At 54.9% G+C, this 25136-nt stretch carries 29 protein-coding genes; 27 read left to right on the top strand and 2 right to left on the bottom strand.

The annotated features are described in order from the left end of the window. Positions 1–263 precede the first annotated feature (263 nt). Positions 264–398, bottom strand: coding sequence for a YpzI family protein (locus ETC05_RS08960; RefSeq protein ID WP_071880184.1), 135 nt, complete (start codon positions 396–398; stop codon positions 264–266). A 125-nt stretch (positions 399–523) separates the two neighbouring features. On the opposite strand from ETC05_RS08960, the gene ETC05_RS08955 reads away from it, so the two are divergent. From ETC05_RS08955 to spoIVA, 8 genes are all read left to right on the top strand, one after another. Beyond that, entirely contained in the window at positions 524–1120 is a 597-nt protein-coding gene (locus ETC05_RS08955) for a YphA family membrane protein (protein WP_031408658.1), read from the top strand. Beyond that, a complete protein-coding gene (locus tag ETC05_RS08950) occupies positions 1117–2019 on the top strand; it encodes a YIEGIA family protein (RefSeq protein ID WP_031408660.1) in 903 nt (300 codons plus the stop codon). The genes ETC05_RS08955 and ETC05_RS08950 overlap by 4 nt, the downstream gene beginning before the upstream one ends. Then, positions 2009–2194, top strand: a complete 186-nt coding sequence (locus ETC05_RS08945) for a capping complex subunit for YIEGIA (protein WP_031408662.1) — start codon at positions 2009–2011, stop codon at positions 2192–2194. The genes ETC05_RS08950 and ETC05_RS08945 overlap by 11 nt, the downstream gene beginning before the upstream one ends. 110 nt (positions 2195–2304) lie before the next feature. After that, on the top strand, positions 2305–3615 hold the full coding sequence (der, locus tag ETC05_RS08940) for a ribosome biogenesis GTPase Der (RefSeq protein WP_031408664.1): 1311 nt from the start codon (positions 2305–2307) through the stop codon (positions 3613–3615). A 278-nt stretch (positions 3616–3893) separates the two neighbouring features. Next, positions 3894–4928 (top strand): NAD(P)H-dependent glycerol-3-phosphate dehydrogenase, encoded by a 1035-nt coding sequence (locus ETC05_RS08935; protein WP_171660890.1) that lies wholly within the window; start codon positions 3894–3896, stop codon positions 4926–4928. 181 nt (positions 4929–5109) lie between these two features. Then, positions 5110–5313 carry a DUF2768 domain-containing protein gene (locus tag ETC05_RS08930; protein ID WP_031408668.1) on the top strand — a complete coding sequence of 68 codons (204 nt, stop codon included), beginning with the start codon at positions 5110–5112 and terminating at the stop codon, positions 5311–5313. 17 nt (positions 5314–5330) lie between these two features. After that, complete coding sequence (locus ETC05_RS08925; protein WP_031408670.1) at positions 5331–6053, top strand: hypothetical protein; 723 nt, start codon at positions 5331–5333, stop codon at positions 6051–6053. A 156-nt stretch (positions 6054–6209) separates the two neighbouring features. Then, complete coding sequence (gene spoIVA, locus ETC05_RS08920; RefSeq protein WP_031408672.1) at positions 6210–7688, top strand: stage IV sporulation protein A; 1479 nt, start codon at positions 6210–6212, stop codon at positions 7686–7688. A 273-nt stretch (positions 7689–7961) separates the two neighbouring features. Here spoIVA and ETC05_RS17850 read toward each other — a convergent pair whose 3' ends face one another. Next, complete coding sequence (locus tag ETC05_RS17850) at positions 7962–8171, bottom strand: hypothetical protein (protein ID WP_237746898.1); 210 nt, start codon at positions 8169–8171, stop codon at positions 7962–7964. 169 nt (positions 8172–8340) lie between these two features. Here ETC05_RS17850 and ETC05_RS08910 point away from each other — a divergent pair, with 169 nt between their 5' ends. From ETC05_RS08910 to ETC05_RS08820, 19 genes are all read left to right on the top strand, one after another. Next, positions 8341–8613, top strand: coding sequence for an HU family DNA-binding protein (locus ETC05_RS08910; protein ID WP_008879623.1), 273 nt, complete (start codon positions 8341–8343; stop codon positions 8611–8613). Positions 8614–8740: 127 nt separating this feature from the next. Then, complete coding sequence (gene folE / locus ETC05_RS08905) at positions 8741–9307, top strand: GTP cyclohydrolase I FolE (RefSeq protein ID WP_031408675.1); 567 nt, start codon at positions 8741–8743, stop codon at positions 9305–9307. Positions 9308–9319: 12 nt separating this feature from the next. Beyond that, complete coding sequence (mtrB, locus tag ETC05_RS08900) at positions 9320–9544, top strand: trp RNA-binding attenuation protein MtrB (RefSeq protein WP_011231698.1); 225 nt, start codon at positions 9320–9322, stop codon at positions 9542–9544. A 114-nt stretch (positions 9545–9658) separates the two neighbouring features. Beyond that, complete coding sequence (locus ETC05_RS08895) at positions 9659–10438, top strand: heptaprenyl diphosphate synthase component 1 (RefSeq protein WP_031408678.1); 780 nt, start codon at positions 9659–9661, stop codon at positions 10436–10438. Between the two features lie 4 nt (positions 10439–10442). Next, complete coding sequence (gene menG, locus ETC05_RS08890) at positions 10443–11147, top strand: demethylmenaquinone methyltransferase (protein ID WP_031408680.1); 705 nt, start codon at positions 10443–10445, stop codon at positions 11145–11147. A 15-nt stretch (positions 11148–11162) separates the two neighbouring features. Further along, positions 11163–12125 carry a heptaprenyl diphosphate synthase component II gene (gene hepT, locus ETC05_RS08885; RefSeq protein ID WP_031408682.1) on the top strand — a complete coding sequence of 321 codons (963 nt, stop codon included), beginning with the start codon at positions 11163–11165 and terminating at the stop codon, positions 12123–12125. 98 nt (positions 12126–12223) lie between these two features. Further along, complete coding sequence (gene ndk, locus ETC05_RS08880; RefSeq protein ID WP_031408684.1) at positions 12224–12673, top strand: nucleoside-diphosphate kinase; 450 nt, start codon at positions 12224–12226, stop codon at positions 12671–12673. Positions 12674–12745: 72 nt separating this feature from the next. Next, a complete protein-coding gene (locus ETC05_RS08875) occupies positions 12746–13516 on the top strand; it encodes a CheR family methyltransferase (protein ID WP_171660854.1) in 771 nt (256 codons plus the stop codon). A 99-nt stretch (positions 13517–13615) separates the two neighbouring features. Then, a complete protein-coding gene (gene aroC, locus ETC05_RS08870; protein ID WP_031408687.1) occupies positions 13616–14782 on the top strand; it encodes a chorismate synthase in 1167 nt (388 codons plus the stop codon). Between the two features lie 2 nt (positions 14783–14784). Continuing rightward, positions 14785–15885: a 3-dehydroquinate synthase gene (gene aroB, locus ETC05_RS08865; protein ID WP_031408689.1), complete on the top strand. Its 1101-nt coding sequence runs from the start codon at positions 14785–14787 to the stop codon at positions 15883–15885. Then, positions 15882–16262: a chorismate mutase gene (aroH, locus tag ETC05_RS08860; protein WP_031408691.1), complete on the top strand. Its 381-nt coding sequence runs from the start codon at positions 15882–15884 to the stop codon at positions 16260–16262. The genes aroB and aroH overlap by 4 nt, the downstream gene beginning before the upstream one ends. A 237-nt stretch (positions 16263–16499) precedes the next feature. Beyond that, complete coding sequence (gene trpE, locus ETC05_RS08855) at positions 16500–18026, top strand: anthranilate synthase component I (protein ID WP_031408693.1); 1527 nt, start codon at positions 16500–16502, stop codon at positions 18024–18026. Next, on the top strand, positions 18020–19039 hold the full coding sequence (gene trpD / locus ETC05_RS08850) for an anthranilate phosphoribosyltransferase (RefSeq protein WP_031408695.1): 1020 nt from the start codon (positions 18020–18022) through the stop codon (positions 19037–19039). The genes trpE and trpD overlap by 7 nt, the downstream gene beginning before the upstream one ends. Further along, the gene (gene trpC / locus ETC05_RS08845; RefSeq protein ID WP_031408698.1) at positions 19032–19808 is read left to right on the top strand and encodes an indole-3-glycerol phosphate synthase TrpC; all 777 of its coding nucleotides are present in this window, start codon (positions 19032–19034) and stop codon (positions 19806–19808) included. Before trpD ends, trpC begins: the two co-directional genes overlap by 8 nt. Continuing rightward, complete coding sequence (locus tag ETC05_RS08840; RefSeq protein WP_031408699.1) at positions 19795–20436, top strand: phosphoribosylanthranilate isomerase; 642 nt, start codon at positions 19795–19797, stop codon at positions 20434–20436. The genes trpC and ETC05_RS08840 overlap by 14 nt, the downstream gene beginning before the upstream one ends. Before the next feature lie 366 nt (positions 20437–20802). Continuing rightward, positions 20803–22020, top strand: a complete 1218-nt coding sequence (gene trpB, locus ETC05_RS08835; protein ID WP_031408702.1) for a tryptophan synthase subunit beta — start codon at positions 20803–20805, stop codon at positions 22018–22020. Further along, positions 22004–22810 (top strand): tryptophan synthase subunit alpha, encoded by an 807-nt coding sequence (gene trpA, locus ETC05_RS08830; RefSeq protein WP_031408704.1) that lies wholly within the window; start codon positions 22004–22006, stop codon positions 22808–22810. Before trpB ends, trpA begins: the two co-directional genes overlap by 17 nt. Positions 22811–22842: 32 nt before the next feature. After that, positions 22843–23940, top strand: coding sequence for a histidinol-phosphate transaminase (gene hisC, locus ETC05_RS08825; RefSeq protein ID WP_171660853.1), 1098 nt, complete (start codon positions 22843–22845; stop codon positions 23938–23940). A gap of 87 nt (positions 23941–24027) precedes the next feature. Next, positions 24028–25131, top strand: a complete 1104-nt coding sequence (locus ETC05_RS08820) for a prephenate dehydrogenase (RefSeq protein ID WP_031408709.1) — start codon at positions 24028–24030, stop codon at positions 25129–25131. Positions 25132–25136: the final 5 nt, after the last annotated feature.

Below are 25136 nucleotides of genomic sequence, written 5' to 3'. Positions count from 1 at the left end.
ACATCATTTGTTCTCGTTTCTGAATGGTGTTGGCGCACAAATGGAAAGCTAGCCGCAAAAAAACACGGCTAGCTTTTATATATGACAGCGATCCTCTTCGCTAGGTGATCGATCCAAGCGCTGTCCTAAGGACGGTGTACAGAAACAAGAAGGCTCCTGCCTAAAACAAGCTTGCTCCGATTCGAACTTTGCAGTGGAATTCTGCCGCTGTTGCTCGCGTCCGGACAAGGGCGGCCGCAAGGGAAGATAAGAGCCGTTTTTTCTCAATGGCTGTTTCGTTCCCGCGCTTCGTCCGGCGTGTCGAGCCGAGCCGCTCCTTTATAGGAGAGGGACTGGTCGCGGTCTGACTCGACGCGCCGCGATTGCTTCAGCTTTTTTTCCTGTCGATCTTTTCCCATTTCATCATGGCTCCTTTCTGCTTCGGTACAGCGATCATTTTTACTATGAACGAAAGCTGTTTTTTCTATGCGGGAATGAACGTTCATAAAAGATGACATAATGGACATAATAAGGAGTGGAAAAGATGGAAGGAGTCTATTTTTATTTCTTTTTTTGGGCGTTATGGATTGTAGCGACATTTTTGATGAAAAAGACCGTCGAGCGGACGAAGCTGGCTGCGTTTTCGCTATTCATGATCAGTTCGGCTTCCATAACGGTGAAGATCAGTCCTATTCAGATGGGGGCGTCCTTTTTTGTGCTTTTTTTCTCCTCTTGTTACGTGGCGGTCACACAGCGGCCATGCGGATGGCTGCGGATGGCGCTGTCAGCGACCGGCTTGGCGTTTGCCTATGCCGCTTTTCGTCTGCTTGCCTTGTTTGATCCGGTCTGGATTTGGCTTGACGGCCAATGGATGCTTGGCTGGTGGCTCGCTTTCGTCAGCGCCTTGTTTCACCGCGATGCAACAGCCCGCCTTCTTTGTCTGGCGCTCGGCGGATGCCAAGGGGAAATCGTGTATGCCATGGCTGTTTCCCGCATGACACCGGATGATGTGATCGGGGCATTTTCATTTTTGGATGCAATGTCGATCAGTGCGTCGTGCTTGCTCGTTTGGGAATCGATCCGCTTCCTCTCGCTGCAGCTTGAGGAAAAACGGCCTGTAAGGAGGATGAGGCAGCCGTGAACGAATACACGTTTCCGATTTTATACGGTGTTGCCGCTGGGGTGTTGACGCGGCTTTATTTGTTGCGCACCGATTACCGGCAATACCCGACGTATTTGCACGGTCGGACGATCCATATCGCCTTAGGGGCCATTGCCGCCGGCCTGGGAACGGTCGCCGTGCCGGCGATTATGGAAAAAGAGTTCGCAGCGATCACATTTTTGGCCTTGGCCGCCTCACAATTTCGCGACGTGCGCAATATGGAGCGCAATACGTTGAATGAATTGGACCAGTATGAACTCGTGCCGCGTGGAAAAACGTACATTGAAGGGATCGCCATCGTGTTTGAGGGGCGGAACTATTTAGTGATTTTTGTTTCCTTCCTATCAACGCTTGCCTATTTAGTATGGAATGTGTGGGCGGCTGTCTTGGCGAGCATCATTGGCTTGATGGCGGCGCGGCGGTTTATGAGCGGAAGCCGGCTGAAAGACATTGCCGACGTCCAATATGTCAAGCCGCATTTTGAAGGGGCAGGGCTGTATGTTGACAACATCTACATCATGAACATTGGTTTGCCGGCTCGGCGCGAAGAAATTTTGCGCTATGGAATGGGGTTTATTTTAACGCCGAAAAATTTCAACGCCCGCACGACGATCGCCAACCTCGGGCAGCGGCAGGCGATTTTGCATGACGTATCAACGGCGCTCGGCATTTATCGCGATTCAGGGACGCCGGCGCTCGTGCCGCTCGCGAAGCGGGACTTAAATGACGGGCGCGTCGGTGTTTTTATTTTGCCGCAAGTAGAGGATGTCGAGAAGGCGAAGGCGGTCATTGAAAACGTTCCGGTGCTCGAGAGCGCCATCCGCATGCCGGCGAAACGGCGCTGGAAGCGAAGAGGGGGCGGCGGTGATGACGCATGAAAAAATGATTTTGGCCATTGTGACGACCAAGGGCGAAACTGTCGCCGGCGGCGCGCCGATCTTTATTTGCCAGACAAAAGAGGAAATGGAACAGATCGCCGCCAATTTAGAGGCGATTTTGGATGGCATCGCCCATGAATTGAGCGAGGGGCTTCTTATTATCGTCAAACATTAGTTGTTGAGCGTTTCGCTTTTTGATAAAATAAAGCAGCTGCAGTATGCCCTTTTCGAAAAGGGCGTTTTTTCACGAGGAACGATATAAAAATGTCGATAAAGGGTGGTAGCATGGCAAATCCAGTCGTGGCCATTGTCGGCCGTCCGAATGTGGGGAAATCGACGATTTTCAACCGCATCGTCGGGGAGCGCATTTCCATCGTCGAAGACGTACCCGGAGTGACGCGCGACCGCATTTACAGCCGGGCCGAATGGCTGAACCATTCGTTTTACTTGATCGATACCGGGGGCATTGACATCGGCGACGAGCCGCTGCTTGTGCAAATTCGTCAGCAGGCGGAAATCGCGATCGATGAGGCGGATGTCATCATCTTTATGACAAACGGCCGGGACGGCGTGACCGCGGCCGATGAAGAAGTGGCCAAGCTGCTTCGCCGGTCGAACAAGCCGGTTGTGCTCGCGGTGAACAAAATCGACAATCCGGAGATGCGCGATTTGATTTATGACTTTTATGCCCTCGGCTTTGGAGAGCCGTATCCGATTTCCGGAGCGCACGGGACGGGGCTTGGTGATTTGCTTGACGCCGTCGTCCGTCATTTCCCGAAAGGCGGCGGGCAGGAGTATGAGGAAGACGTGATTAAATTTTGCCTTATTGGCCGGCCAAATGTCGGCAAATCATCGCTGGTCAATGCCATTTTAGGCGAAGAGCGGGTCATCGTCAGCGACATCGCCGGTACGACGAGGGATGCCGTCGACACCTCGTTCGTGCGCGAAGGGCAGGAATATGTTATCATTGATACGGCAGGGATGCGCAAGCGAGGAAAAATTTACGAAAGCACGGAAAAATACAGCGTCTTGCGCGCGTTAAGGGCCATTGAGCGCTCGGACGTCGTGCTTGTCGTGCTAAACGCCGAAGAAGGCATCATCGAGCAGGACAAAAAAATCGCCGGATATGCCCATGAGGCCGGACGCGGCGTCATTTTGGTCGTCAATAAATGGGATGCGATTGAAAAAGACGACAAAACGATGGTCGAGTTTGAGCGGAAGATTCGCGATCATTTTCCATTTTTGGATTATGCACCGATTTTATTCGTGTCGGCGAAGACCAAACAGCGGCTGCATAAGCTCTTGCCGCTCGTCCGGCTTGTGAGCGACAACCATGCGATGCGCGTCCAGACCAATGTGCTCAATGAAGTCATTATGGATGCGGTGGCGATGAATCCGACGCCGACGCACAACGGCAAGCGGTTAAAAATTTATTATATGACGCAAGTCGCCGTCAAACCGCCGACGTTTGTCGCGTTTGTCAATGATCCGGAATTGATGCATTTTTCATATGAACGGTTTTTGGAAAATCGCATCCGTGATGCGTTCGGTTTTGAAGGCACGCCGATTAAAATCATCGCCCGTCCGCGGAAATAAGAAGGAAAGCGCCAAGAGAGCTCGCGAAACCCACGATTCTTCCTTGGCTGGAGGGAAGGGCGCCGGCAGCGGGAAAGCGGGGCCGGGCGTGCTCATCGGCGACAAGCGCCGCGGGATTCACCAAGGGGCCGGAATCAAGCAAACCGGCCGAGCGCGCTTCTGCGCGGATGGATGGCGGGAGCGGAAGCCATAGCCGTGAAAGCCGGATGGACGAGAACGAAGCGATGCGGCTGCTCTTTTTCGAGATTGCGACAATCGGACGAAGGAAGTGGGAAACGATGGAGAATATCGCCGTACTGGGGGCGGGAAGCTGGGGCACGGCGTTGGCGCTCGTGTTGGCCGACAACGGGCACCGCGTCCGGCTTTGGAGCCATCGGGCGGAGCAAGCCTGGGAGATCAACGAACGACGGACGAACGAAAAATATTTGCCAGGCGTCCGTCTGCCGGAAGCCATCATTGGTTACGATGATCTTTGCGCTGCGCTTGACGGCATTTCCATCGTCGTGCTGGCCGTACCGACGAAGGCGATCCGCGATGTGCTCAAACAAGCGCGCCCCTGCTTGACGGCACCGATCACGGTCGTTGCCGTCAGCAAAGGAATCGAGCCGGGGACGCATAAGCGGGTGTCGGAAATGGTCATCGAGGAAATGGGCGAATGGCTTGCGGATGTTATTGTCCTTTCCGGGCCGAGCCATGCCGAAGAGGTCGTGCTCCGGCATCCGACGACCGTGGCGGTATCATCGCCCAATATGGAAGCGGCGCGCCGCATCCAAGACATCTTTATGAACCATCACTATTTTCGCGTGTATACGAACCCGGATTTAATCGGCGTCGAAGTCGGTGGAGCGCTGAAAAATATCATCGCCTTGGCCGCCGGCATCAGCGACGGGCTCGGCTACGGGGATAACGCCAAAGCCGCTCTTATTACCAGGGGGCTCGCCGAGATCGCCCGCCTCGGCTGCGCCCTCGGCGCTAATCCGCTGACGTTCGCCGGTTTGACCGGAGTCGGCGATTTGATCGTCACGTGCACGAGCGTTCATTCCCGCAACTGGCGGGCCGGCTACATGCTCGGTCAAGGAAAAAAGCTGGACGAGGTGCTCGAGAGCATGGGAATGGTCGTCGAAGGGGTGCGGACGACAAAAGCCGCCTATGAACTGGCGAAAGAGCTTGGTGTGAAGATGCCGATCACCGAAGCTCTCTATGACGTATTGTTTGCGGGAAAAGACCCGAAAGAGGCGGTCGATTCGCTCATGGCGCGTGGAAAAAAGGAGGAAATGGACGACTTGAACCATATTTTTGCCGAACAAGAATGATGAAAATAGGCCAATGGCGGTACAAGTCGTCTTCGTTTTGCATACAATATGGCGAACCATCATCGGCTTGAGCTTCCGGAAGGGTATGAGGCGATGCTGAAGTAAAGAAAGCCCCGCTTTACTTCAGCTTTTTTTTTGCCAATGCTATAATTATAGTTGTCGAAAAAAAGGAGGGGCCTCCATGTCACCGGCGTTAGCGAAAATGTGGATCGCCATCGCCTCGATGGTGTTTATGTTTATTTCTGTCGGCTTCATTTATTTAAGCCGCTATAAGGTCAAGATGAAATGGCTTCGCTTCCTGTTGGCGCTCATCGCCTACATTCTTTTAATTTTCGCCGGCATCATCATCATTTTCGTCGTATTCAGCGGACCAACACCGCAATAGGCAAAAAGGTGGGAAAGATGAAACGAATCGCTCGCTTGTTGTTGTCATGTATATGTTTGGCCATGATTTCCGGCTGCCTGTATCCACAAGAGCGGTTGAAACAAAACCAAATTCCTTACAAAGACCAAGTGGCGGCCGTCCAATCGGCAGTTGATGAATACCGGAAGGCGACCGGCGGGCTTCTGCCGATCAAAACACGCGACATGAACACGCCGATGTATTTGAAGTATCCAGTCGATTTTCAAAAACTCGTTCCCCGCTATATGCAGGAGCCGCCGGGAAACGCCTATGAAAGCGGGGGCGTCTTCCAGTATATGATCATCAATGCGGAAACGAACCCGACGGTCAAGCTTCTTGATTTGCGATTGGCTGAGCGCGTCCGTGATTTAAAGCTGCGGCTGCGCATGTATACGGACAAGCATAAGTATCCGCCGTTTCAAGACGTCGTTGCGCCGGGCGTATTTACGCTCGATTACAAAAAGCTCGGTTACAAAGAGCCGCCGTATGTCGTCAGCCCGTTTTCCGGCAACAACTTGCCGTTTGTCATCGACGGGAATGGGGAAATTTATATCGACTATCGTTCTGATTTGTATGCGGCGTTGAAAAAATATGCGCACCACTACAAGCCAGGCGACGACATTCGCCCGATTTTGACTGACCATTCGCTTTTTGTGCCGGCGTACTCGTTGCCCTATACGATCGATGCCAAGACGAATGAACCGATTTTTTTCATAAAATGAGTCATCTTCCCTTCTCTAGGAAAATACATTCTAGAGAAGGGATTTTTTCTATTTTAGTCATAACCGAATCGGACAACATCATATGCATATAGTGTCCTGCTCTATTGGTTCATCTCGCTGTTTCTAATAACGACCGAAGAACTGGAGGGGAGTCATTTGGAAAAGGTCGATATTTTTAAAGATATCGCCGAGCGGACTGGGGGCGACATTTATTTAGGGGTGGTCGGCGCCGTCCGCACCGGAAAATCGACGTTTATTAAACGGTTTATGGAGTTGGTGGTCATTCCGAACATTAAAAACGAAGCCGATAAAGCGCGCGCCCAAGATGAACTGCCGCAAAGCGCTGCCGGCAAGACGATCATGACGACAGAACCGAAGTTCGTGCCAAACCAGGCGGTGACGGTGAAAGTGGATGAGGGTCTTGAAGTCAACATCCGTCTTGTCGATTGTGTCGGTTACGCTGTGCCCGGCGCAAAAGGATATGAAGACGAAAACGGGCCGCGGATGATTCACACGCCTTGGTATGAAGAGCCGATCCCGTTCCAAGAGGCGGCGGAAATCGGGACAAGAAAAGTCATCCAAGAACATTCGACGATTGGAGTCGTCATTACGACAGACGGCACGATCGGGGAAATTCCGCGTCAAGACTACGTCGAAGCGGAAGAACGGGTGATTGGCGAGCTGAAAGAAGTCGGCAAGCCGTTCATTATGATCGTCAACACTGTTCGGCCCCACCATCCGGAAACCGAAGCGCTTCGTCGCGAGCTTGCCGAAAAGTACGACATCCCGGTGCTCGCCATGAGCGTGGAAAGCATGCGCGAAGCCGATGTGTATAACGTGCTTCGTGAAGCATTATATGAATTTCCGGTGCTTGAAGTGAATGTCAACTTGCCGAGCTGGGTGATGGTGCTTCGCGAAGATCATTGGCTGCGCGAAAGCTACCAAGAAGCGGTTCGCGACACCGTCAAAGACATTAAACGGCTGCGCGACGTCGACCGGGTTGTGCAGCAGTTTGCCGAGTACGATTTCATCGAAAAAGCGCAGCTCGCCGGCATCGAAATGGGGCAAGGGATCGCCGAAATTGACTTGTACGCGCCGGATGAGCTGTACGATCAAATTTTAAAAGAAATCGTCGGTGTCGAGATCCGCGGCAAAGACCATCTGCTTCAGTTGATGCAAGATTTTGCCCATGCGAAAGCGGAATATGATCAAATCGCCGACGCCTTGAAAATGGTCAAACAAACCGGCTACGGAATCGCTGCTCCCGCTTTGTCCGACATGAGCCTTGACGAACCGGAAATCATCCGCCAAGGGTCGCGCTTTGGCGTCCGTCTGAAAGCCGTTGCGCCGTCGATTCATATGATCAAAGTCGACGTCGAATCGGAGTTTGCGCCGATCATCGGCACGGAAAAGCAAAGCGAAGAGCTCGTCCGCTATTTAATGCAAGACTTCGAAGACGATCCGCTGTCGATTTGGAACTCTGACATTTTCGGACGTTCCCTCAGCTCCATCGTCCGTGAAGGCATCCAAGCGAAACTGGCGCTCATGCCGGAAAACGCCCGCTACAAGCTGAAAGAAACGCTTGAGCGTATCATCAACGAAGGCTCCGGCGGCCTCATCGCGATTATTTTATAGAAAAGCGGAGGCCGCGCGCCAAGCTCCCGAGGAAAAATGTTCCCCGCCCGCAGAAGTGCTTGCACTTCGAGGGCGGGGGTTATTTTGCGGAAGGGAGCTAGCGGCCGGAGCTAGACAGAAAAGAAAAGCGGAGGCCGCGCGCCAAGCTCCCGAAAAGGGGGCTTTTTTTGATGCCATTTTTTCAGTTGCTAAGCGGCAAAGGGAAAAAATCGCCAAAACCCTTGAGAAATCAGGATTGGCACTTGATTATAGGCATGGCGTTATGGTAATCTTTTATCTGAAATCGTTGTTTTGGTGAAATATGCCTAAAATTGGCCGTTTTTGCGAAAAAAGATGTTGAATTTCCGCGGTCAATTGGTTAAGATTAGGCATGTCACCGCCTGTTGGCGGGAAGAAGGCGGTTTCCTTGTCCTTTGCTTCGTTTGCGCTCGGCAAAAACAGGAGAAGCCCAAACGGTTGGGAAGAGGCTTCAGCCGGCGGCATAGGCGCATCTCCTGCGGACTGTCGCGAGGCAAACATAGAATGATTGGTTGCGCCGGCGCGGCGCGCGAGCCTTCTTGCCGCTGGAATTGGATGTCTATGTATAGAAAAGCAGAAAAGTGTGCACAAATGGTAGTAAACAAGACCAGCTCCTTGGGAGGAGGTGAATGGCATGAACAAAACGGAATTGATCAACGCGGTCGCTGAAACAAGCGGTCTTTCGAAAAAAGATGCAACAAAAGCCGTTGATGCGGTGTTTGATTCGATTACAGAAGCGCTGCGAAAAGGCGATAAAGTGCAATTAATCGGTTTTGGAAACTTTGAAGTGCGCGAGCGCGCCGCCCGGAAAGGACGCAATCCGCAAACGGGCGAAGAAATGGAAATTCCGGCAAGCAAAGTTCCTGCATTCAAACCGGGCAAAGCGTTGAAAGATGCTGTCAAGTAAGCCTACATAGCAGGAGCGCAGAAGGGAAGGGCAGGTGATCCACCGCCCTTCTTTTTTGTTTTTTTTGGCTCCCTATGCTAGAATCGGATTACATGCAGCTTTTATGATGCAGGAGGATGTTGTTTGTATGCCAGAGATCAATGTTGCGCAAATTGAATATGCGGTCCGCCTCATTCTTGAGGCGATCGGGGAAGATCCAGACCGCGAAGGGCTCGTCGATACGCCAAAGCGGGTGGCGAAAATGTATGCCGAGGTGTTCGCTGGGTTGCAGGAAGACCCGAAGCAGCACTTTCAAACCGTATTCAGCGAGGAACATGAGGAGCTTGTGCTCGTCAAAGATATTCCGTTTTATTCGATGTGCGAACACCATTTGGTGCCGTTTTTTGGCGTTGCTCACGTCGCCTATATTCCGCGGGGAGGGAAAGTGACCGGACTGAGCAAGCTTGCTCGAGCCGTTGAGGCGGTGGCGCGTCGCCCGCAGCTGCAAGAGCGCATCACGGCGACGATTGCTGATTCGATCGTCGAGGCGCTTGAGCCGCATGGGGTGATGGTCGTCGTTGAAGCGGAGCATATGTGCATGACGATGCGCGGGGTGAAAAAACCGGGGGCCAAAACAGTGACAACCGCGGTGCGAGGCGTGTTTGAAACAGATGCCAACGCCCGCACTGAAGTGCTTTCGTTAATCAAAGCGTAAGGAGGGAAGAGGATGTACACAAACAGCGATTTTGTCGTCATTAAAGCGCTCGAAGACGGGGTGAACGTCATCGGGCTGACGCGCGGCGCGGACACAAGATTTCACCATTCGGAAAAGCTTGACAAAGGCGAAGTGTTGATCGCTCAGTTCACGGAACATACGTCGGCGATCAAAGTGAGAGGAAAAGCGTATATTCAAACGCGCCACGGTGTGGTTGAATCGGAAGGCAAAAAGTAAACCGGCAAATTTCTAGCAAACTAGAGCGTTTTCGACAAAATTATGTTATAATGAGTCCGTCATGGCGGTGCGGATATTTTTGGGGGGACAAGGGTGAGAAGAGTGAATGACATCATGGTGAAATTGGCGTCATTGAAGGAACAAATCGAACGGCAGCTGGACCATCCGTATTTGCGCGCGCATGTGCCGACGCCGGCTGTCGACGAAGATCGGCTGCTGCTTTCGCTGTCGATGATGACTGATGCTTCGGCGGCGCCGAATGAGCCGGACCGGTGCATCATCGCCATGATGCTCATGCAAATCGCCCTTGACACCCATGATCAGGTGACAGACCGCGGCGGCGATTTGCGGACGCGGCAGCTTGTCGTTTTGGCCGGCGACTTGTACAGCGGGCTTTATTACGACTTGCTGGCGCGCTCGGGCGATGTCGCGCTCATCCGTTTGTTTGCCGAAGCGGTCCGTGAGATTAATGAGCAAAAAGTGCAGCTGTACGAAAAAAAGGTGGAGCGGATCGAGACGCTGTTCGCCGCGGTCGGCACGATCGAGTCGGCATTGCTTGTGAAGCTTGCCGAGCGCATCGGGGCGCCGCAATGGGGGGAATTTGCCGGCCATTACTTGCTGTTGCGGCGCTTGCTGCTCGAGCAAGCAGCGTTCGTCCGCACCGGGTCATCGGTGCTGTTTGAACAAATGGCGCATATCGCCTTTCCGTGGGCTAAAGGGCTGACGAAAGAACAAAAGCGGCATTTGCTTCGCCTTTGCGAGCGTTATATCGACCATTGCAAGGAAGCGCTGCTTTCGGCCGACTTGCCGATGAATGACCTGCTGCGGTTCCGTATGGCGGAACTTGCCGGCCGATTTCAAGCCATTGTCAAAAAGTCGGTGGAAGAAGGGTAGAACGATGCATCAATCGAAAGAAGAACGAGTCCATCGCGTATTTGAAAACATTTCTGCACATTATGACCGGATGAATTCTGTCATCAGCTTCCGCCGCCATTTGAAATGGCGCGAGGACGTCATGCGGAGGATGAATGTGCAAAAAGGGAAAAGGGCGCTCGACGTGTGTTGCGGAACGGCCGATTGGGCGATTGCGCTGGCTGAGGCGGTCGGACCGAAGGGGGAAGTGTACGGTCTTGACTTCAGCGAAAACATGCTGAAAGTCGCCGAGCAAAAGGTGAAGGCGCGCGGCCTCGACAACGTCAAGCTCATTCACGGCAACGCCATGCGGCTGCCGTTTCCCGATAATTCGTTCGATTATGTGACGATCGGCTTCGGCTTGCGCAACGTCCCTGATTATATGACGGTGCTGAAAGAAATGCACCGAGTCACCAAGCCGGGCGGCATGACCGTCTGTCTGGAAACGTCGCAGCCGACGTTGTTTGGTTTCCGCCAGCTTTACTATTTTTATTTTCGGTTTATTATGCCGCTGTTTGGCAAACTGTTGGCGAAAAGCTATGAGGAATACTCATGGCTGCAGGAATCGGCGCGTGAATTTCCAGGACGGGACGAGCTGGCCGAGATGTTCCGCGAAGCCGGTTTCGTCGATGTCGAGGTCAAACCGTACACGTTCGGCGTAGCGGCCATGCATTTAGGCTATAAACGATGAGTCAAGGTGAACACCATGAAGTTAAAGGCGATGTATTCGTTTTTAAGCGATGATTTGGCGGCGGTCGAAGAGGAGCTCGAGCGGACGGTCCGGTCGGAATACGGGCCGCTGGGGGAAGCGGCGCTCCATTTATTGCAAGCGGGCGGAAAGCGGATCCGTCCCGTTTTTGTCTTGCTGTCCGCCCGTTTTGGCCATTATGATTTTGAACGGATTAAACATGTAGCCGTAGCGCTTGAACTCATCCATATGGCATCGCTCGTTCACGACGATGTCATCGATGACGCCGACGTTCGGCGCGGCCGCCCGACGATCAAGGCGAAATGGAGCAACCGTTTTGCCATGTATACAGGTGATTACCTCTTCGCTCGTTCGCTTGAGCGGATGGCGGAGCTTTCCAGTTCGCGCGCTCATCAAGTGCTGGCGAAAACGATCGTGGAAGTGTGCCGTGGGGAAATCGAGCAAATCAAGGACAAATACCGATTCGACCAGCCGCTTCGCACGTACTTGCGGCGCATCCGCCGGAAAACGGCGCTATTGATCGCCGCGAGTTGCCAGCTTGGCGCCCTTGCCGCCGACGCGCCGGAGGCGGTGGCCAACCGACTGTATTGGTTCGGCCATTACGTCGGCATGTCGTTTCAAATTACCGATGACATTCTTGATTTCACGGGCACGGAAGAGCAGCTCGGCAAGCCGGCTGGAAGCGACTTGCAGCAAGGAAACGTCACCCTCCCGGTGCTGTATGCCCTTTGCGATGAACAGGCGCGAGCGAAAATTACGGCCGTCAACGCGGACACTGACGCCAAAGAAATGTCAGCGGTGCTGGCGGTCATTAAACAGACGGATGCCATCGAACGATCGTATGCGCTAAGCGACCGCTATTTGGAAAAAGCGCTCCGCCTGCTCAACGAGTTGCCGGCCAACGAAGCGCGCACGCTGCTCCATGATCTCGCTCTCTACATTGGGAAAAGGGATTATTAGCGCTTTCAAGGACGCTGTTGCCAACGGCGTGGAACCATGATACTATGATGGGTGGGAACCCGTTTCCCAGTACATACGACAGTAGAGGTGGAGAGCGAATGGCAGAACGGACATTCATCATGGTGAAACCGGACGGGGTTCAGCGCAATTTGATCGGCGAGATTGTCGCTCGCTTTGAAAAAAAAGGCTTCCAGCTTGTCGGCGCGAAGCTGATGCAGGTGTCGCGCGAACTGGCCGAGCAGCATTACGCTGAGCATAAAGAGCGCCCGTTTTTCGGCGAGCTCGTCGACTTTATCACCTCGGGGCCAGTGTTTGCCATGGTGTGGGAGGGCGAGAACGTGATCGCCGCCGCCCGGCAAATGATGGGGAAAACGAATCCGCAGGAGGCTGCCCCTGGCACGATCCGCGGCGATTTTGGCCTGACGGTCGGCAAAAACGTCATCCACGGCTCCGACTCGCCGCAAAGCGCCGAACGCGAAATCAACTTGTTCTTTAAAGAAGAAGAGCTCGTCCGCTATTCGAAACAGATCAACGCATGGCTGTACTGATGCGAAGACCGGCCGCCATTCGGCCGGTTTTTGCCGTTTTTGTATATTGACAGGGGAGAGGAACAGGCGACGATGGACGATTACGCACAGTTCATTGCCAAAGTGAAGCGAAAAACAGGCATTGACTTATCACTATATAAGGAGGCGCAGATGAGGCGGCGTTTGGCGTCGTTGTACATGAAAAAAGGGCTAAAAAGCTTTGCCGAGTTGTTTGCGGCGATGGAGAAAGAGCCGGCGCTATGGCATGAATGCTTGGATCGGATGACGATCAACGTCTCGGAGTTTTACCGGAACGCCAAGCGTTGGGAAGTGCTTGAGCACACCATTTTGCCGCGGCTCTTGGCGGAAAACCCGCGCCCGAACGTGTGGAGCGCTGCCTGCTCAACCGGCGAGGAGCCGTATACGCTCGCGATGGTGCTTGCAAAACGATTGCCGCTTCACCGCGTGTCGGTGTTGGCGACCGACATTGACGATAATGCGCTCGCCCGCGCGCGTCTCGGTTTGTACAGCGAGCGGTCGCTTGTAGAGCTGCCGGAGGAAATGAGAAAAAAGTTTTTTACGAAAGACGGCGAGTATTATAAAATAAACGAAAAGATTAAACAAACGGTCAAGTTTCAAAAGCACAACTTGCTCGCGGATCCGTTTCCTTGCAACATGGATTTGATCGTCTGCCGCAACGTGCTCATTTATTTTACGGAAGAGGCGAAGCGGATGCTGTATCGCAAATTTCACGACGCGCTCCGGACGGGAGGTGTGCTGTTTGTCGGCAGCACCGAGCAGATTTTCAATCCCGGCTTGTACGGCTTTGAAGTCGAGGAGACGTTTTTTTACCGAAAAAAATAGCTCACGCCGGCTTCTTTTTTTCCTGAAACTATTTTCATTTTTCGAATTTATGATATATTTTTACTTAAACGCGTTAAAGACCTGAAGGGAGAGACAAACATGCGGTATTTGACGGCAGGGGAATCGCATGGGCCGCAATTGACGGCCATTTTGGAAGGAGTACCGGCCGGGCTCGCGCTATGCGCCGAGCATATCAATAAAGAGCTGGCGCGTCGGCAAAAAGGGTACGGACGCGGCCGCCGCATGCAGATTGAAAAAGACGAAGTGAAAATCACAGGCGGCGTCAGGCACGGGAAAACGCTCGGCTCGCCGATTGCGCTCGTTGTCGAGAATCGCGATTTTAAACATTGGCAAACGATTATGGCGGTTGAGCCGATGGATGACGAAGCGGAAGTGAAGCGGAAAGTGACGCGTCCGCGCCCAGGGCATGCTGATTTAAACGGCGCCCTGAAATACGGACATCGCGACATGCGCAACGTGCTCGAGCGCTCGTCAGCAAGAGAAACAACGGTGCGTGTGGCGGCCGGGGCGGTGGCAAAACGCATTTTGGAAGAGGTCGGCATCCGCGTCGCCGGCCATGTCATCGAAATCGGCGGCGTGCGCGCCAAGAAGCTTGATTATCGTTCGCTTGAGGAATTGCAGGCGGTGACGGAAGAATCGCCGGTGCGCTGCTTTGACCCGGAGGCAGGGAAAAAAATGATGGAAGCGATCGATTGGGCGAAGAAAAACGGCGATTCGATCGGCGGCATCGTGGAAGTGATCGTTGAGGGCGTTCCGGCTGGAGTCGGCAGCTATGTCCATTACGACCGAAAGCTTGATGCAAAAATCGCCGCGGCGATCGTCAGCATCAACGCGTTTAAAGGCGTTGAATTCGGGATCGGCTTTGAAGCGGCGCGCCTCCCGGGAAGTGAAGTGCACGATGAAATCGTTTGGAGCCCGGAAGAAGGCTTTTCGCGCCGAACGAATCGGGCGGGCGGCTTTGAAGGCGGGGTGACGACCGGGATGCCGATCGTCGTTCGCGGAGTGATGAAGCCGATCCCGACGCTGTACAAGCCGCTTCAAAGCGTGGATATCGAGACGAAAGAGCCGTTTGCGGCAAGCATTGAGCGATCGGATAGCTGCGCCGTGCCGGCGGCGAGCGTTGTCGCTGAGGCCGTTGTCGCCTGGGAAGTGGCGGCGGCGATCGTTGAGCAGTTTGGGCAGGATCGGATGGACTTGATTAAAGAAAATGTGGAACGCGCCCGCCGCTATGCAAAGGAGTTTTAACCATGATCGAACGGACGATTGAAACGGCGACGAAGCGCTATCCGCTTCTTTTGGGCGATGGAGCGGCCCGCGAGTTGCCAAAGTTGCTTCGATCGCTCGCCTGCCCGCCGGGGACAAAACTTTTCATCGTTACCGACGATACTGTGGCGCCTCTTTATTTGGATGAGGTGCGGGGGTTGCTTGCCGCCGCTGAGTACGACGTGTACACCTACGTCATTCCGAGCGGGGAGGCGGCCAAGTCCTTTGATAATTATTACGCCTGTCAGACAGCGGCATTGCAGTGCGGCCTTGACCGCCGTTCGGTCATCATTGCGCTTGGAGGCGGCGTTGTCGGCGATTTGGCCGGGTTTGTCGCCGCCACCTATATGCGCGGCATCCGCTATATACAAATGCCGACGACCCTTTTGGCCCATGACAGCGCCGTCGGCGGCAAGGTCGCCATCAACCATCCGCTCGGCAAAAATATGATCGGCGCTTTCCACCAGCCAGAGGCGGTCGTGTACGACATCTCTTTTTTGCGTACTTTGCCCGATCGCGAGCTTCGGTCCGGGTTTGCCGAGGTGATCAAGCATGCGTTGATTCGCGACCGCTGCTTTTACGAATGGCTGCGCGCGGAAATCAAGACGCTCGCCGACTTGCAGGGCGACAAGCTCGCCTATTGCATTGAAAAGGGCATTGACATTAAGGCGTCCGTCGTCCGTGAGGATGAAAAAGAAACCGGGGTGCGCGCCCATTTGAATTTCGGCCATACGCTTGGCCATGCGCTGGAAAGCGAGTTAGGCTACGGCGTGCTCACCCATGGGGAGGCGGTCGCGGTTGGCATGCTGTTTGCGGTCTTTGTCAGCGAACGATTTTACGGCCGGTCGTTCGCCGAGCATCGATTGGCTGATTGGTTCGCAGGATACGGCTTCCCGGTGTCGCTGCCGACAACGGTTCAGACGCGCCGCCTGCTTGCGAAGATGAAAGGCGACAAAAAAGCGTACGCCGGCACAGTGCGAATGGTGCTTCTTTGTGAGATCGGTGACGTGGAAGTGGTGGAACTCGAAGATGACAACCTGCTCACGTGGCTGGACGAGTTTTCCAAACAGGAGGGGAAAGGATGATTCGCGGCATTCGCGGAGCGATTACGGTGGATCGAAATGACGCCGAGGAAATCGTGGCGGCAACTGAAACGTTGCTTCGTGAAATGATCCGCGCAAACGATGTCGCCGCTGCTGATGTGTCGTTTGTGCTCATTTCCGTCACCGACGACATCACCGCCGCGTTTCCGGCGCAGGCGCTGCGCCGTTTGGACGGCTGGACGTATGTACCGGTCATGTGCATGAGGGAAATTCCGGTGCCTGGTTCCTTGCCGCGCTGCATTCGCGTCATGATGACGGTGGCGACTGAGAAACACCAAGAAGAGATCTGCCACGTGTATTTAAAAGGAGCGGTTGTGTTGCGCCCGGATTTGTCGTTGACAAAAAAAACTGAAATGTAATATAGTTAAAATAACTTCTTTGCCCCCTTAACGCAGCGAGGGGTGTTGGAAGCTGAGCAAGAGTGGAGAGCGAGCGTAGGGTAGATGAGAATGAGCGAGTTTAGCTGAGGTGAGCGTTTTTTCATTCGCCGGCATCTGCCCAAAGACGGTCGTCTTTGGGCGTTTTATTTTCCCCTCTCTTTTTTCGCCTCATAAACCCTCATTCTCCGCCCGCTGATCATGAAGGGAGGAGAAGTGATGTCTGCTGATGGGCTGACCGCTTTTTTGGCAGAAGCGAACGAATTTCGCACCATCCCGATTGTGCGTAAATTTGTAGCCGATGTCATTGAGCCGCTCGGCGTGTTTGCCAATTTGCGCGAGGAAGCCGTGTTTTTGCTTGAAAGCAAGGATGACGAATCGCCATGGGCGCGCTATTCGTTCATTGGCGTGGCGCCGTTTTTGACGCTGGAGAGCGAAACCGGCGAAACGTTTTCGGTGAAAGACGAAAACGGGAACAAACCAATCACCGCACCGACGCTGAAAGAAGCGTTTCAATGGGTCGAGCGGACGCTTGCCGTCAAGCCGCTCGCCGAGACGGTGCCGTTTACAGGCGGTGCAGTTGGGTTTTTAGGCTACGATTTCATTTCCGCCATCGAAAAAGTGCCGCGCCATCAAAACCGCGATTTGCCGATGAAGACGGCCTATTTCGTGTTTTGTGAATCGTTGTTTGCGTTTGACCACCAAAAGCGTGAATTGCTCGTCATTCACTATATTCGGTTGAGCGGCAACGAAACGGAGGAAGAAAAAATCGAAGCGTACCGCGCGGCCGAACGGCGCATGGCCGATCTCGCAGCGAAAGCGGCCCGCATCCGCACCGAGCAGCCGCTCTTGCCGGCGGAAGGCGAATCGGGGCGGCCCGCCTCGTTTGCCAAAGCAGTGTCCAACTATGACAAAAAACAGTTTTTGCGCGATGTGGAGACTGTGAAACGGTACATCGCGGCCGGTGATGTGTTTCAAGCGGTTCTGTCCCAGCGCTTCTGCGTGCCGGTTCAAGCCGGAGGCTTTGCCATTTATCGGTTGCTCCGCTACATCAACCCGTCACCGTACATGTTTTATTTCCAGCTTGGCGATGTGGAAATTGTCGGCAGTTCGCCGGAAAAACTCGTTCAAGTGCACCGTGGGCGCGTTGAGATCGATCCGATTGCCGGCACACGGCGGCGCGGCCGATCGCCGGAAGAAGATGAGAGGCTGGCTGATGAGCTGTACCACGACCCGAAAGAACGGGCTGAGCATTATATGCTTGTCGATTTGGCGCGCAACGACATCGGCCGGGTCGCCAAGTACGGAACAGTCGAGGTGCCGGTGTTGCTTCAGATCGGAAAGTTTTCACACGTGATGCACTTAATTTCCAAAGTCGTCGGTGAACTGGACGACAACGTTCACCCGATCGATGCACTCCTTGCCGCCTTTCCGGCTGGAACGGTGAGCGGGGCTCCGAAAGTGCGGGCGATGCAAATTTTGCAGGAACTCGAGCCGACGGCGAGGGGGCTGTATGCCGGAGCGATTGCCTATATCGGGTTTGACGGCAACATCGATTCATGCATCGCCATCCGGACAGCGGTCGTGAAAGACGGTTATGCCTATGTGCAAGCCGGCGCCGGCATTGTCGCCGACTCCGTTCCGGAACTGGAGTGGAAAGAGACGCGTAATAAAGCGAGCGCCTTGATGAATGCGATTGAACAAGCGGAACGACTATTTGCGAAAGGGGAGAGGGTCGTATGTTGAAGCAGCTGCTTTCGAAATGTGCGGAAGGAGAAGCGTTGACGGAGGACGAAGCGTATGCGGCGATGAATGTCATCATGTCCGGCGAGGCGACGGACAGTCAAATCGCCAGTCTGTTGTCCATGCTCCGCCTGCGCGGAGAGACGGTCGATGAGCTCGTCGGATTTGTGCGGGCCATGCGCGACCGGATGACTGCCATTGAGGCTAGTGATGATGTCATCGATACGTGCGGCACGGGCGGCGATGGGGCGGCGACATTCAACGTTTCCACCGCCGCGGCGATCGTCATTTCATCGCTCGGTGTCAAAGTCGCTAAGCACGGCAACCGCGCTGTTTCGTCAAAAAGTGGCAGCGCCGATGTGCTCGAGCGGCTCGGCATCGACATTCCAACGTCGCCGTCGGCGGCCAAACAGGCGTTGGAAACGAAAGGGTTGGCGTTTTTGTTCGCCCCGCTCTATCACGCGGCGATGAAACACGCCGCCGGGCCGCGGAAGGAAATCGGGTTCCGCACCGTTTTCAACTTGATCGGCCCGCTCGCCAATCCGGCGCGTTGCAAGCGGCAAGTCGTCGGCGTCTATTCGACCCGCTACGCTGAGAAATTGGCGGAGGCGATGCGCCGCCTCGGCTCGAAACATGTGTTGTTTGTCACCGGGCGCGATGGGCTTGATGAATGCAGCATTGCGGCAGAAACGGATGTTGTGGAATTGAAAGACGGGGCGATCCGCCGCTTTGTCATCGCTCCAGAAGATGTTGGCTTGCCGCGCGGCAAGCTTGCCGATGTGCAAGTGCGCGATCCGGCAGAGAGCGCCGCGCTTCTTGAGGCGGTGATGGCGGGAACAGCGCCGGAGAGCGCCATCAATATCGTTGTGCTGAATGCCGGCGCCGCTCTGTATGCCGCCGGCAAAGCAGAAACGATTGCCGAAGGAGTGGCGAGAGCGAAAGAGGCACTTTTGTCCAAAACCGCATACGAACAACTGCAACGCCTGCGGGCGAAGGAAGTGGTTCATGATGCTTAGGGAAATTTTAGCAGCCAAACGGGAAGAAGTGGAAACGTTGACGCTGCCGGCGCCATGGCCAGAGCGAAAGCGCCGACCATTGGCAGCGGCGCTCCGCCGGCCGCGGCGGATGCTTGGCTTGATCGCTGAGGTGAAAAAAGCGTCGCCGTCAAAAGGCATCATTCGCCCGGATTTTGACCCGGTGGCCATCGCGAAAGCGTATGAACGCGCCGGTGCCGACGCCATCAGCGTGCTGACGGATGAACGGTATTTCCAAGGGCATCGCCGCTATTTGCAAGCGGTGAAAGAAGCGGTTAATGTTCCCGTGCTCCGCAAAGATTTCATCATCGATCGGCGGCAAGTCGAAGAAAGCGCCCGACTCGGGGCGGATGCGATTTTATTGATCGGCGAGGCGCTCCCACCGGAAACACTTGAGGAGCTCTATCATGAAGCGTACAGCTCGGGGATCGAATGTCTGGTCGAAGTGCATGCGAAAGAGACGCTCGAGCGGATTTTCGATCGGTTTACGCCGGAGATCGTCGGCATCAACAACCGCGACTTGCATACCTTTGTGACAACGCTTGAGGCGACCAAAACGCTCGCTCCGCTCATCCCGCCATCGTGCATCATCGTCAGCGAAAGCGGGATCGGTTCCTACAACGATGTGAAGACGGTTGAATCGTATGGAGCACAGGCCATGCTCGTCGGCGAGTCGCTCATGCGCCAAGACGATGTGGAGCGGGCGGTCTATCGGCTGTTTGGGGAGGAAGATGGGGATGATTCGAATTAAATATTGCGGCAACCGTTCGGCTGAAGACGTGCAGGCTGCTATCGTGAGCGGGGCTGATTACCTCGGTTTTATTTTCGCCGAAAGCAAGCGGAACGTCTCTCCGAGTGAAGTGCAACAGTGGCTTGCGCCCCATGAGCTTGGCGCCAAACAGCTTGTCGGCGTCTTTGTCAACGCTCCCGTTGAACAGATCGCTGCTGTCGCCGCCGAGCTGCCGCTTCATGTCATCCAATGCCACGGCCGGGAAACGCCGGCGGAGCTGGCGGCAGTGAAAGAGACGGTGCCGTTTTCCGTCTGGAAGACAATCCACCATGGCGATAGGGCGCTTGCGGCGATGAGGCAGTACGCTGGCATTGCCGATGGCTACGTTGTCGACAGCCGCGTCGCCGGCGCCTGGGGGGGGACGGGCATCGCCTTTGACTGGACGGCAGTGCCAGGCTATTTGGAAGAGGCGGCCCGCCAAGGCGTGCCATGCTTCATTGCCGGCGGCATCACTCCGGACAATATTGATCGGCTGCTTGTCTATCGACCAGATGGCATCGATATCAGCAGCGGCATTGAAACGGATGGACGCAAAGATCCAGCGAAGATGAAGCAAATCGAAGAAAAAATCAAACATCACGAGTGTTGATGATTCGCTATGTACGGAAAAACATAGAAATGATATGGCTGAACACAAGCTTTTCCGCCCTCTTCTCCCGAACAAGAGCGTTGGCTGGCAAACCGAATTGGCCCGCAAAGCGCTCATTGTTCGAGGAGGGCATGCGGCAGCATGTCCAGGGCAAGCGAACCGCTTGCCGACTACGGCAGAAAAGCTCGGAATAGAGCCTTCTCAACAGACTTTTGATTGGTTAATCAACACGTCTGATCAAACATTATTCTTAAAAACGAAGGGCCAAAAGACGGCGCTGACGCTCGGACGATTGACCAACCGCAGGACTTTGAAGAAATGCGCCTCTTCGTTTTTCAACTTTTATGAAGGAGAAGGTGGGGTTAGATGATCGAACACGTTCCGAATGAATACGGCCGGTTTGGCGATTTCGGCGGCAAGTTTGTCCCTGAGACGCTCATGCTTCCGCTTGAAGAAATCGAAGCGGAGCTTGACAAAGCGCTTGCCGATGAATCGTTCAAACAAGAATACATTCGCATTTTGCAGCATTACTCCGGCCGTCCGACTCCGCTCACATTCGCGTCGAATTTGACACAACGGCTTGGGGGCGCGAAAATTTATTTAAAGCGCGAAGATTTAAACCATACGGGCGCCCATAAAATCAACAACGCGATCGGCCAGGCGCTTTTGGCAAAACGGATGGGCAAGAAAAAGCTGATCGCGGAAACCGGCGCCGGCCAGCACGGCGTCGCCGCGGCGACGGTAGCCGCTCATTTCGGCATGGACTGCATCGTCTTTATGGGCGAAGAAGACATGAAGCGCCAGGAGCTGAACGTATTTCGCATGAAGCTGTTGGGCGCCGAAGTCGTGCCGGTTTCAAGCGGCAATCGAACATTGAAAGATGCGACGAACGAAGCGATTCGCTATTGGGTCGCCCACTGCGACGACCATTTTTACATGATCGGCTCGGTCGTCGGTCCGCATCCGTATCCGAAAATGGTGCGCGAGTTTCAGCGTGTGATTGGCGATGAAGCGAAAGAACAGTTTCTCGCCCGTGAAGGGAAGCTGCCGGATGTCATCGTCGCCTGTGTCGGCGGCGGCAGCAACGCCATCGGCATGTTTTACCCGTTTTTGCAAGATGACGTCCGTCTTGTCGGCGTCGAAGCGGCCGGCAAAGGGATCGACACTCCGCACCATGCGGCGACCATCACCAAAGGGACGAAAGGAGTCATCCACGGGGCGATGACCTACCTATTGCAAGACGAGTACGGGCAAATTCTCGAGCCGTATTCGATTTCTGCCGGCTTGGATTACCCCGGCGTCGGGCCGGAACATGCGTATTTGGCGAGCATTGGCCGCGTCTGCTACGAAAGCGCGACCGATGAAGAAGCGATCGCCGCGTTCCAATTGTTGGCGCAAACAGAGGGCATCATTCCAGCCATCGAATCGGCCCATGCAGTGGCAAAAGCGGTTGAACTCGCCCGCCGGATGCCCACGGATGAAACGGTGCTGATTTGCCTGTCCGGCCGCGGCGATAAAGATGTGCAAACGATGATGCGCTATCTTGGCGCGAAGGAAGGTGAAGACATTGCCGCTGTCCGTTAATCCGCCGCTATTTATCCCGTTTATCGTCGCCGGTGACCCGACCCCCGCTGTGACGATCGATCTCGCCTTGGCGCTTGAGGAAGCCGGTGCTGACATATTGGAGCTTGGCGTGCCGTACTCGGACCCGCTCGCTGATGGACCGACGATTCAACGCGCCGCCGCAAGGGCGCTTGACGGGGGCATGACGCTGCCGAAAGCCATTCAGCTTATTGGCGAGATGCGAAAAAAAGGGGTAAACATTCCGATTATTCTCTTTACGTATTACAATCCTGTGTTACAATTAGGAGAAGAATCCTTTTTTGCTTTAGCGCAGGAAAATGGCGCCGACGGCGTGCTCATCCCGGATTTGCCGTTTGAGGAAAGCGGTCCGCTCCGCGAACTTAGTGAACGGTTTGACATCCCGCTCATTTCGCTTGTCGCACCGACGTCGAAGCAACGGATCGAACGGATCGCTTCGGCGGCGCAAGGATTTTTGTACTGCGTCTCCTCGCTTGGCGTCACCGGCGTGCGCGAGACGCTGCCGGAGACGCTCGGCGACTTCCTCCGTGAAGTGAAGCGGCATAGCCGCGTCCCGGTCGCCGTTGGCTTTGGCGTTTCGGCGCCGGAGCAAGTCGCGATGTTAAAAGAGGTGTGCGACGGCGTTGTCGTCGGCAGCGCGCTTGTGCAAAAAGTCGAGCAGCTGGCTCCGAGGCTGCAGGCGCTGGATGAAAGGGGAGCAGCCGTCGCCGAGTTTGCTGCCTATGCCCGTTCGCTTGCCGCGCCGCTTCGGGAGCCGTGTTCTTCGCGCTAAAAGTTCCGAAATTGGAGGAGTTGGCGACAATCATGCAAGTAAAGGAATCGCTCCGGGGGCTTTCTCCGTACCAGCCGGGAAAATCGATCGAAGAAGTCAAGCGGGAATATGGCTTGTCTGAGATTATCAAACTTGCTTCTAACGAGAATCCGTACGGTTCGTCGCCAGCGGCAAAAGCAGCCATCGCCGCTGAGCTTGACCGTCTCGCCGTCTATCCGGACGGTTACGCCCGCACGTTGCGCGAAAAAGTGGCGAAGCATCTTGGTGTCAAGGAAACACAGCTTCTGTTTGGCAACGGTTCGGATGAGGTGGTGCAAATTTTTTGCCGCGCCTTTTTAGAGCCGGGGACAAACACGGTCATGGCGGCGCCGACGTTCCCGCAATACCGGCACAACGCCGTCATCGAGCGGGCTGAGGTGCGCGAAGTGCCGCTCGTTGACGGACGGCACGACTTAGAGGCGATGCTTGCGGCCATCGATGAAAACACGCGCATCGTTTGGATTTGCAACCCGAACAACCCGACGGGCACGTATGTGAATGACACCGAGCTGCGCTTCTTTTTGGATCGCGTGCCGCCGCACGTGCTCGTGGTCGTGGATGAAGCGTACTACGAATATGCGACGGCGCCCGACTACCCGCAAACGGTGCCGCTGTTAAACGAGTACGAGCAGCTTGTCGTCATGCGCACGTTCTCGAAAGCATACGGGCTCGCTGCGCTCCGCGTCGGCTACGGCGTGGCGAGCGAGACGCTCATCCGCGCCGTCGAGCCAGCGCGCGAGCCGTTTAACACGTCGACCATCGCCCAAGCGGCCGCGGCGGCCGCCCTTGACGATCAAGCGTTCATCCGCGCCTGCGTCGAACGAAATCGTGCTGAGCTTGAACGGTATTATCGCTTTTGCGAGGAGAACGGTCTGAAGTATTACCCGTCGCAAACAAACTTTTTGTTCATTGATTTCGGGTTGGATGGCGACGAAGTGTTCCGATATTTGCTTGAGCGAGGCGTCATTGTCCGCTCCGGTCAAGCGCTTGGGCTGCCGACCGGCGTGCGCGTGACTGTTGGCACGAAAGAGCAAAACGACCGGGTGTTGGAACTCGTTTTGCAACTGCTTCGGGAAAAACAGCTCGCTTGACCGTTCAGCGGCGGGATAAATAGAAAAGATCAGCCCGCTGCTTTTCGCAAGCAGCGGGCGCATCGTTGCATAAAGTAGGTGGGACGATTGGAAGGAAACGTGTTCATTGTCGGCCTCGGCTTGATCGGCGGATCGATTGCACTGGCGATTAAAAAAGCGCATCCGGAGGCGGTGATCATCGGCTACGATGTCAATGAGCGGCAGCTCGGTCTGGCCCGTTCGCTCAAAGTCATCGATGAAGCCGCACGCTCATTGGCAGAAGCGTACGAACGGGCGGATTTGATCGTTTTGGCCGCCCCGGTCATGCAGACGGAGGCGCTGCTTTCATCCATGCCGCTTGAGCGGCTGAAGCCGGGCGTCATTGTGACGGATGTGGGCAGCACAAAGCGGCGCATCGTTGAACGGGCGCGCCGCCTGCTTGAGTGCGGCGTGGCTTTCATCGGCGGCCATCCGATGGCCGGGTCGCATAAAAGCGGGGTGGCGGCGGCTAGAGCTCACCTGTTTGAAAACGCCTTTTACATTTTGACGCCGACGGACGATGTGCCGTCGCAGCAAGTCGAAGCGTTGAAACAGTGGCTTGCGGGAACGAAAGCACAGTTTGTCATCTTGACGCCCGAGGAACATGACCGCATCACCGGGGTCATCAGCCATTTTCCGCATCTGATTGCAGCGAGCCTCGTCCACCAGGCGCGCGAGTACGAGTGCGAAAATGCGCTTGTCAGCCGGCTGGCGGCCGGGGGCTTCCGCGACATCACCCGCATTGCGTCGAGCAATCCGGAAATGTGGCGCGATATCTTGATCCATAATAAGCGGGAGATGCTGGCTTTGTTTGACCGATGGATGGCGGAGATGGAAAAGCTTCGCTCCTTTGTCGAAGAGGAAAACAGCCCGGCCATTTACCATTACTTTCTGGAAGCCAAGCAGTTTCGCGACGGACTGCCGACACGGACAAAGGGGGCGATTCCGTCGTTTTACGATTTGTATGTCGACGTGCCGGATTATCCGGGCGTCATCTCCGAAGTGACCGGCTATTTGGCCGAGGAAAACATCAGCATCACGAACATCCGCATCATTGAAACGCGCGAAGAAATTTACGGCGTGCTCCGCCTCAGCTTCCAAAGCGAAGACGATCGGGCGCGGGCGAAAGCGTGCCTTGCGAAACATACGAGCTACGCCATCTATGAAGGATAGCAATC

Origin of the sequence: Geobacillus sp. BMUD (assembly GCF_013096845.1) — a bacterium.
Lineage (GTDB): Bacteria > Bacillota > Bacilli > Bacillales > Anoxybacillaceae > Geobacillus > Geobacillus vulcani.
This window is presented reverse-complemented; position numbering and strand designations above follow the sequence as displayed.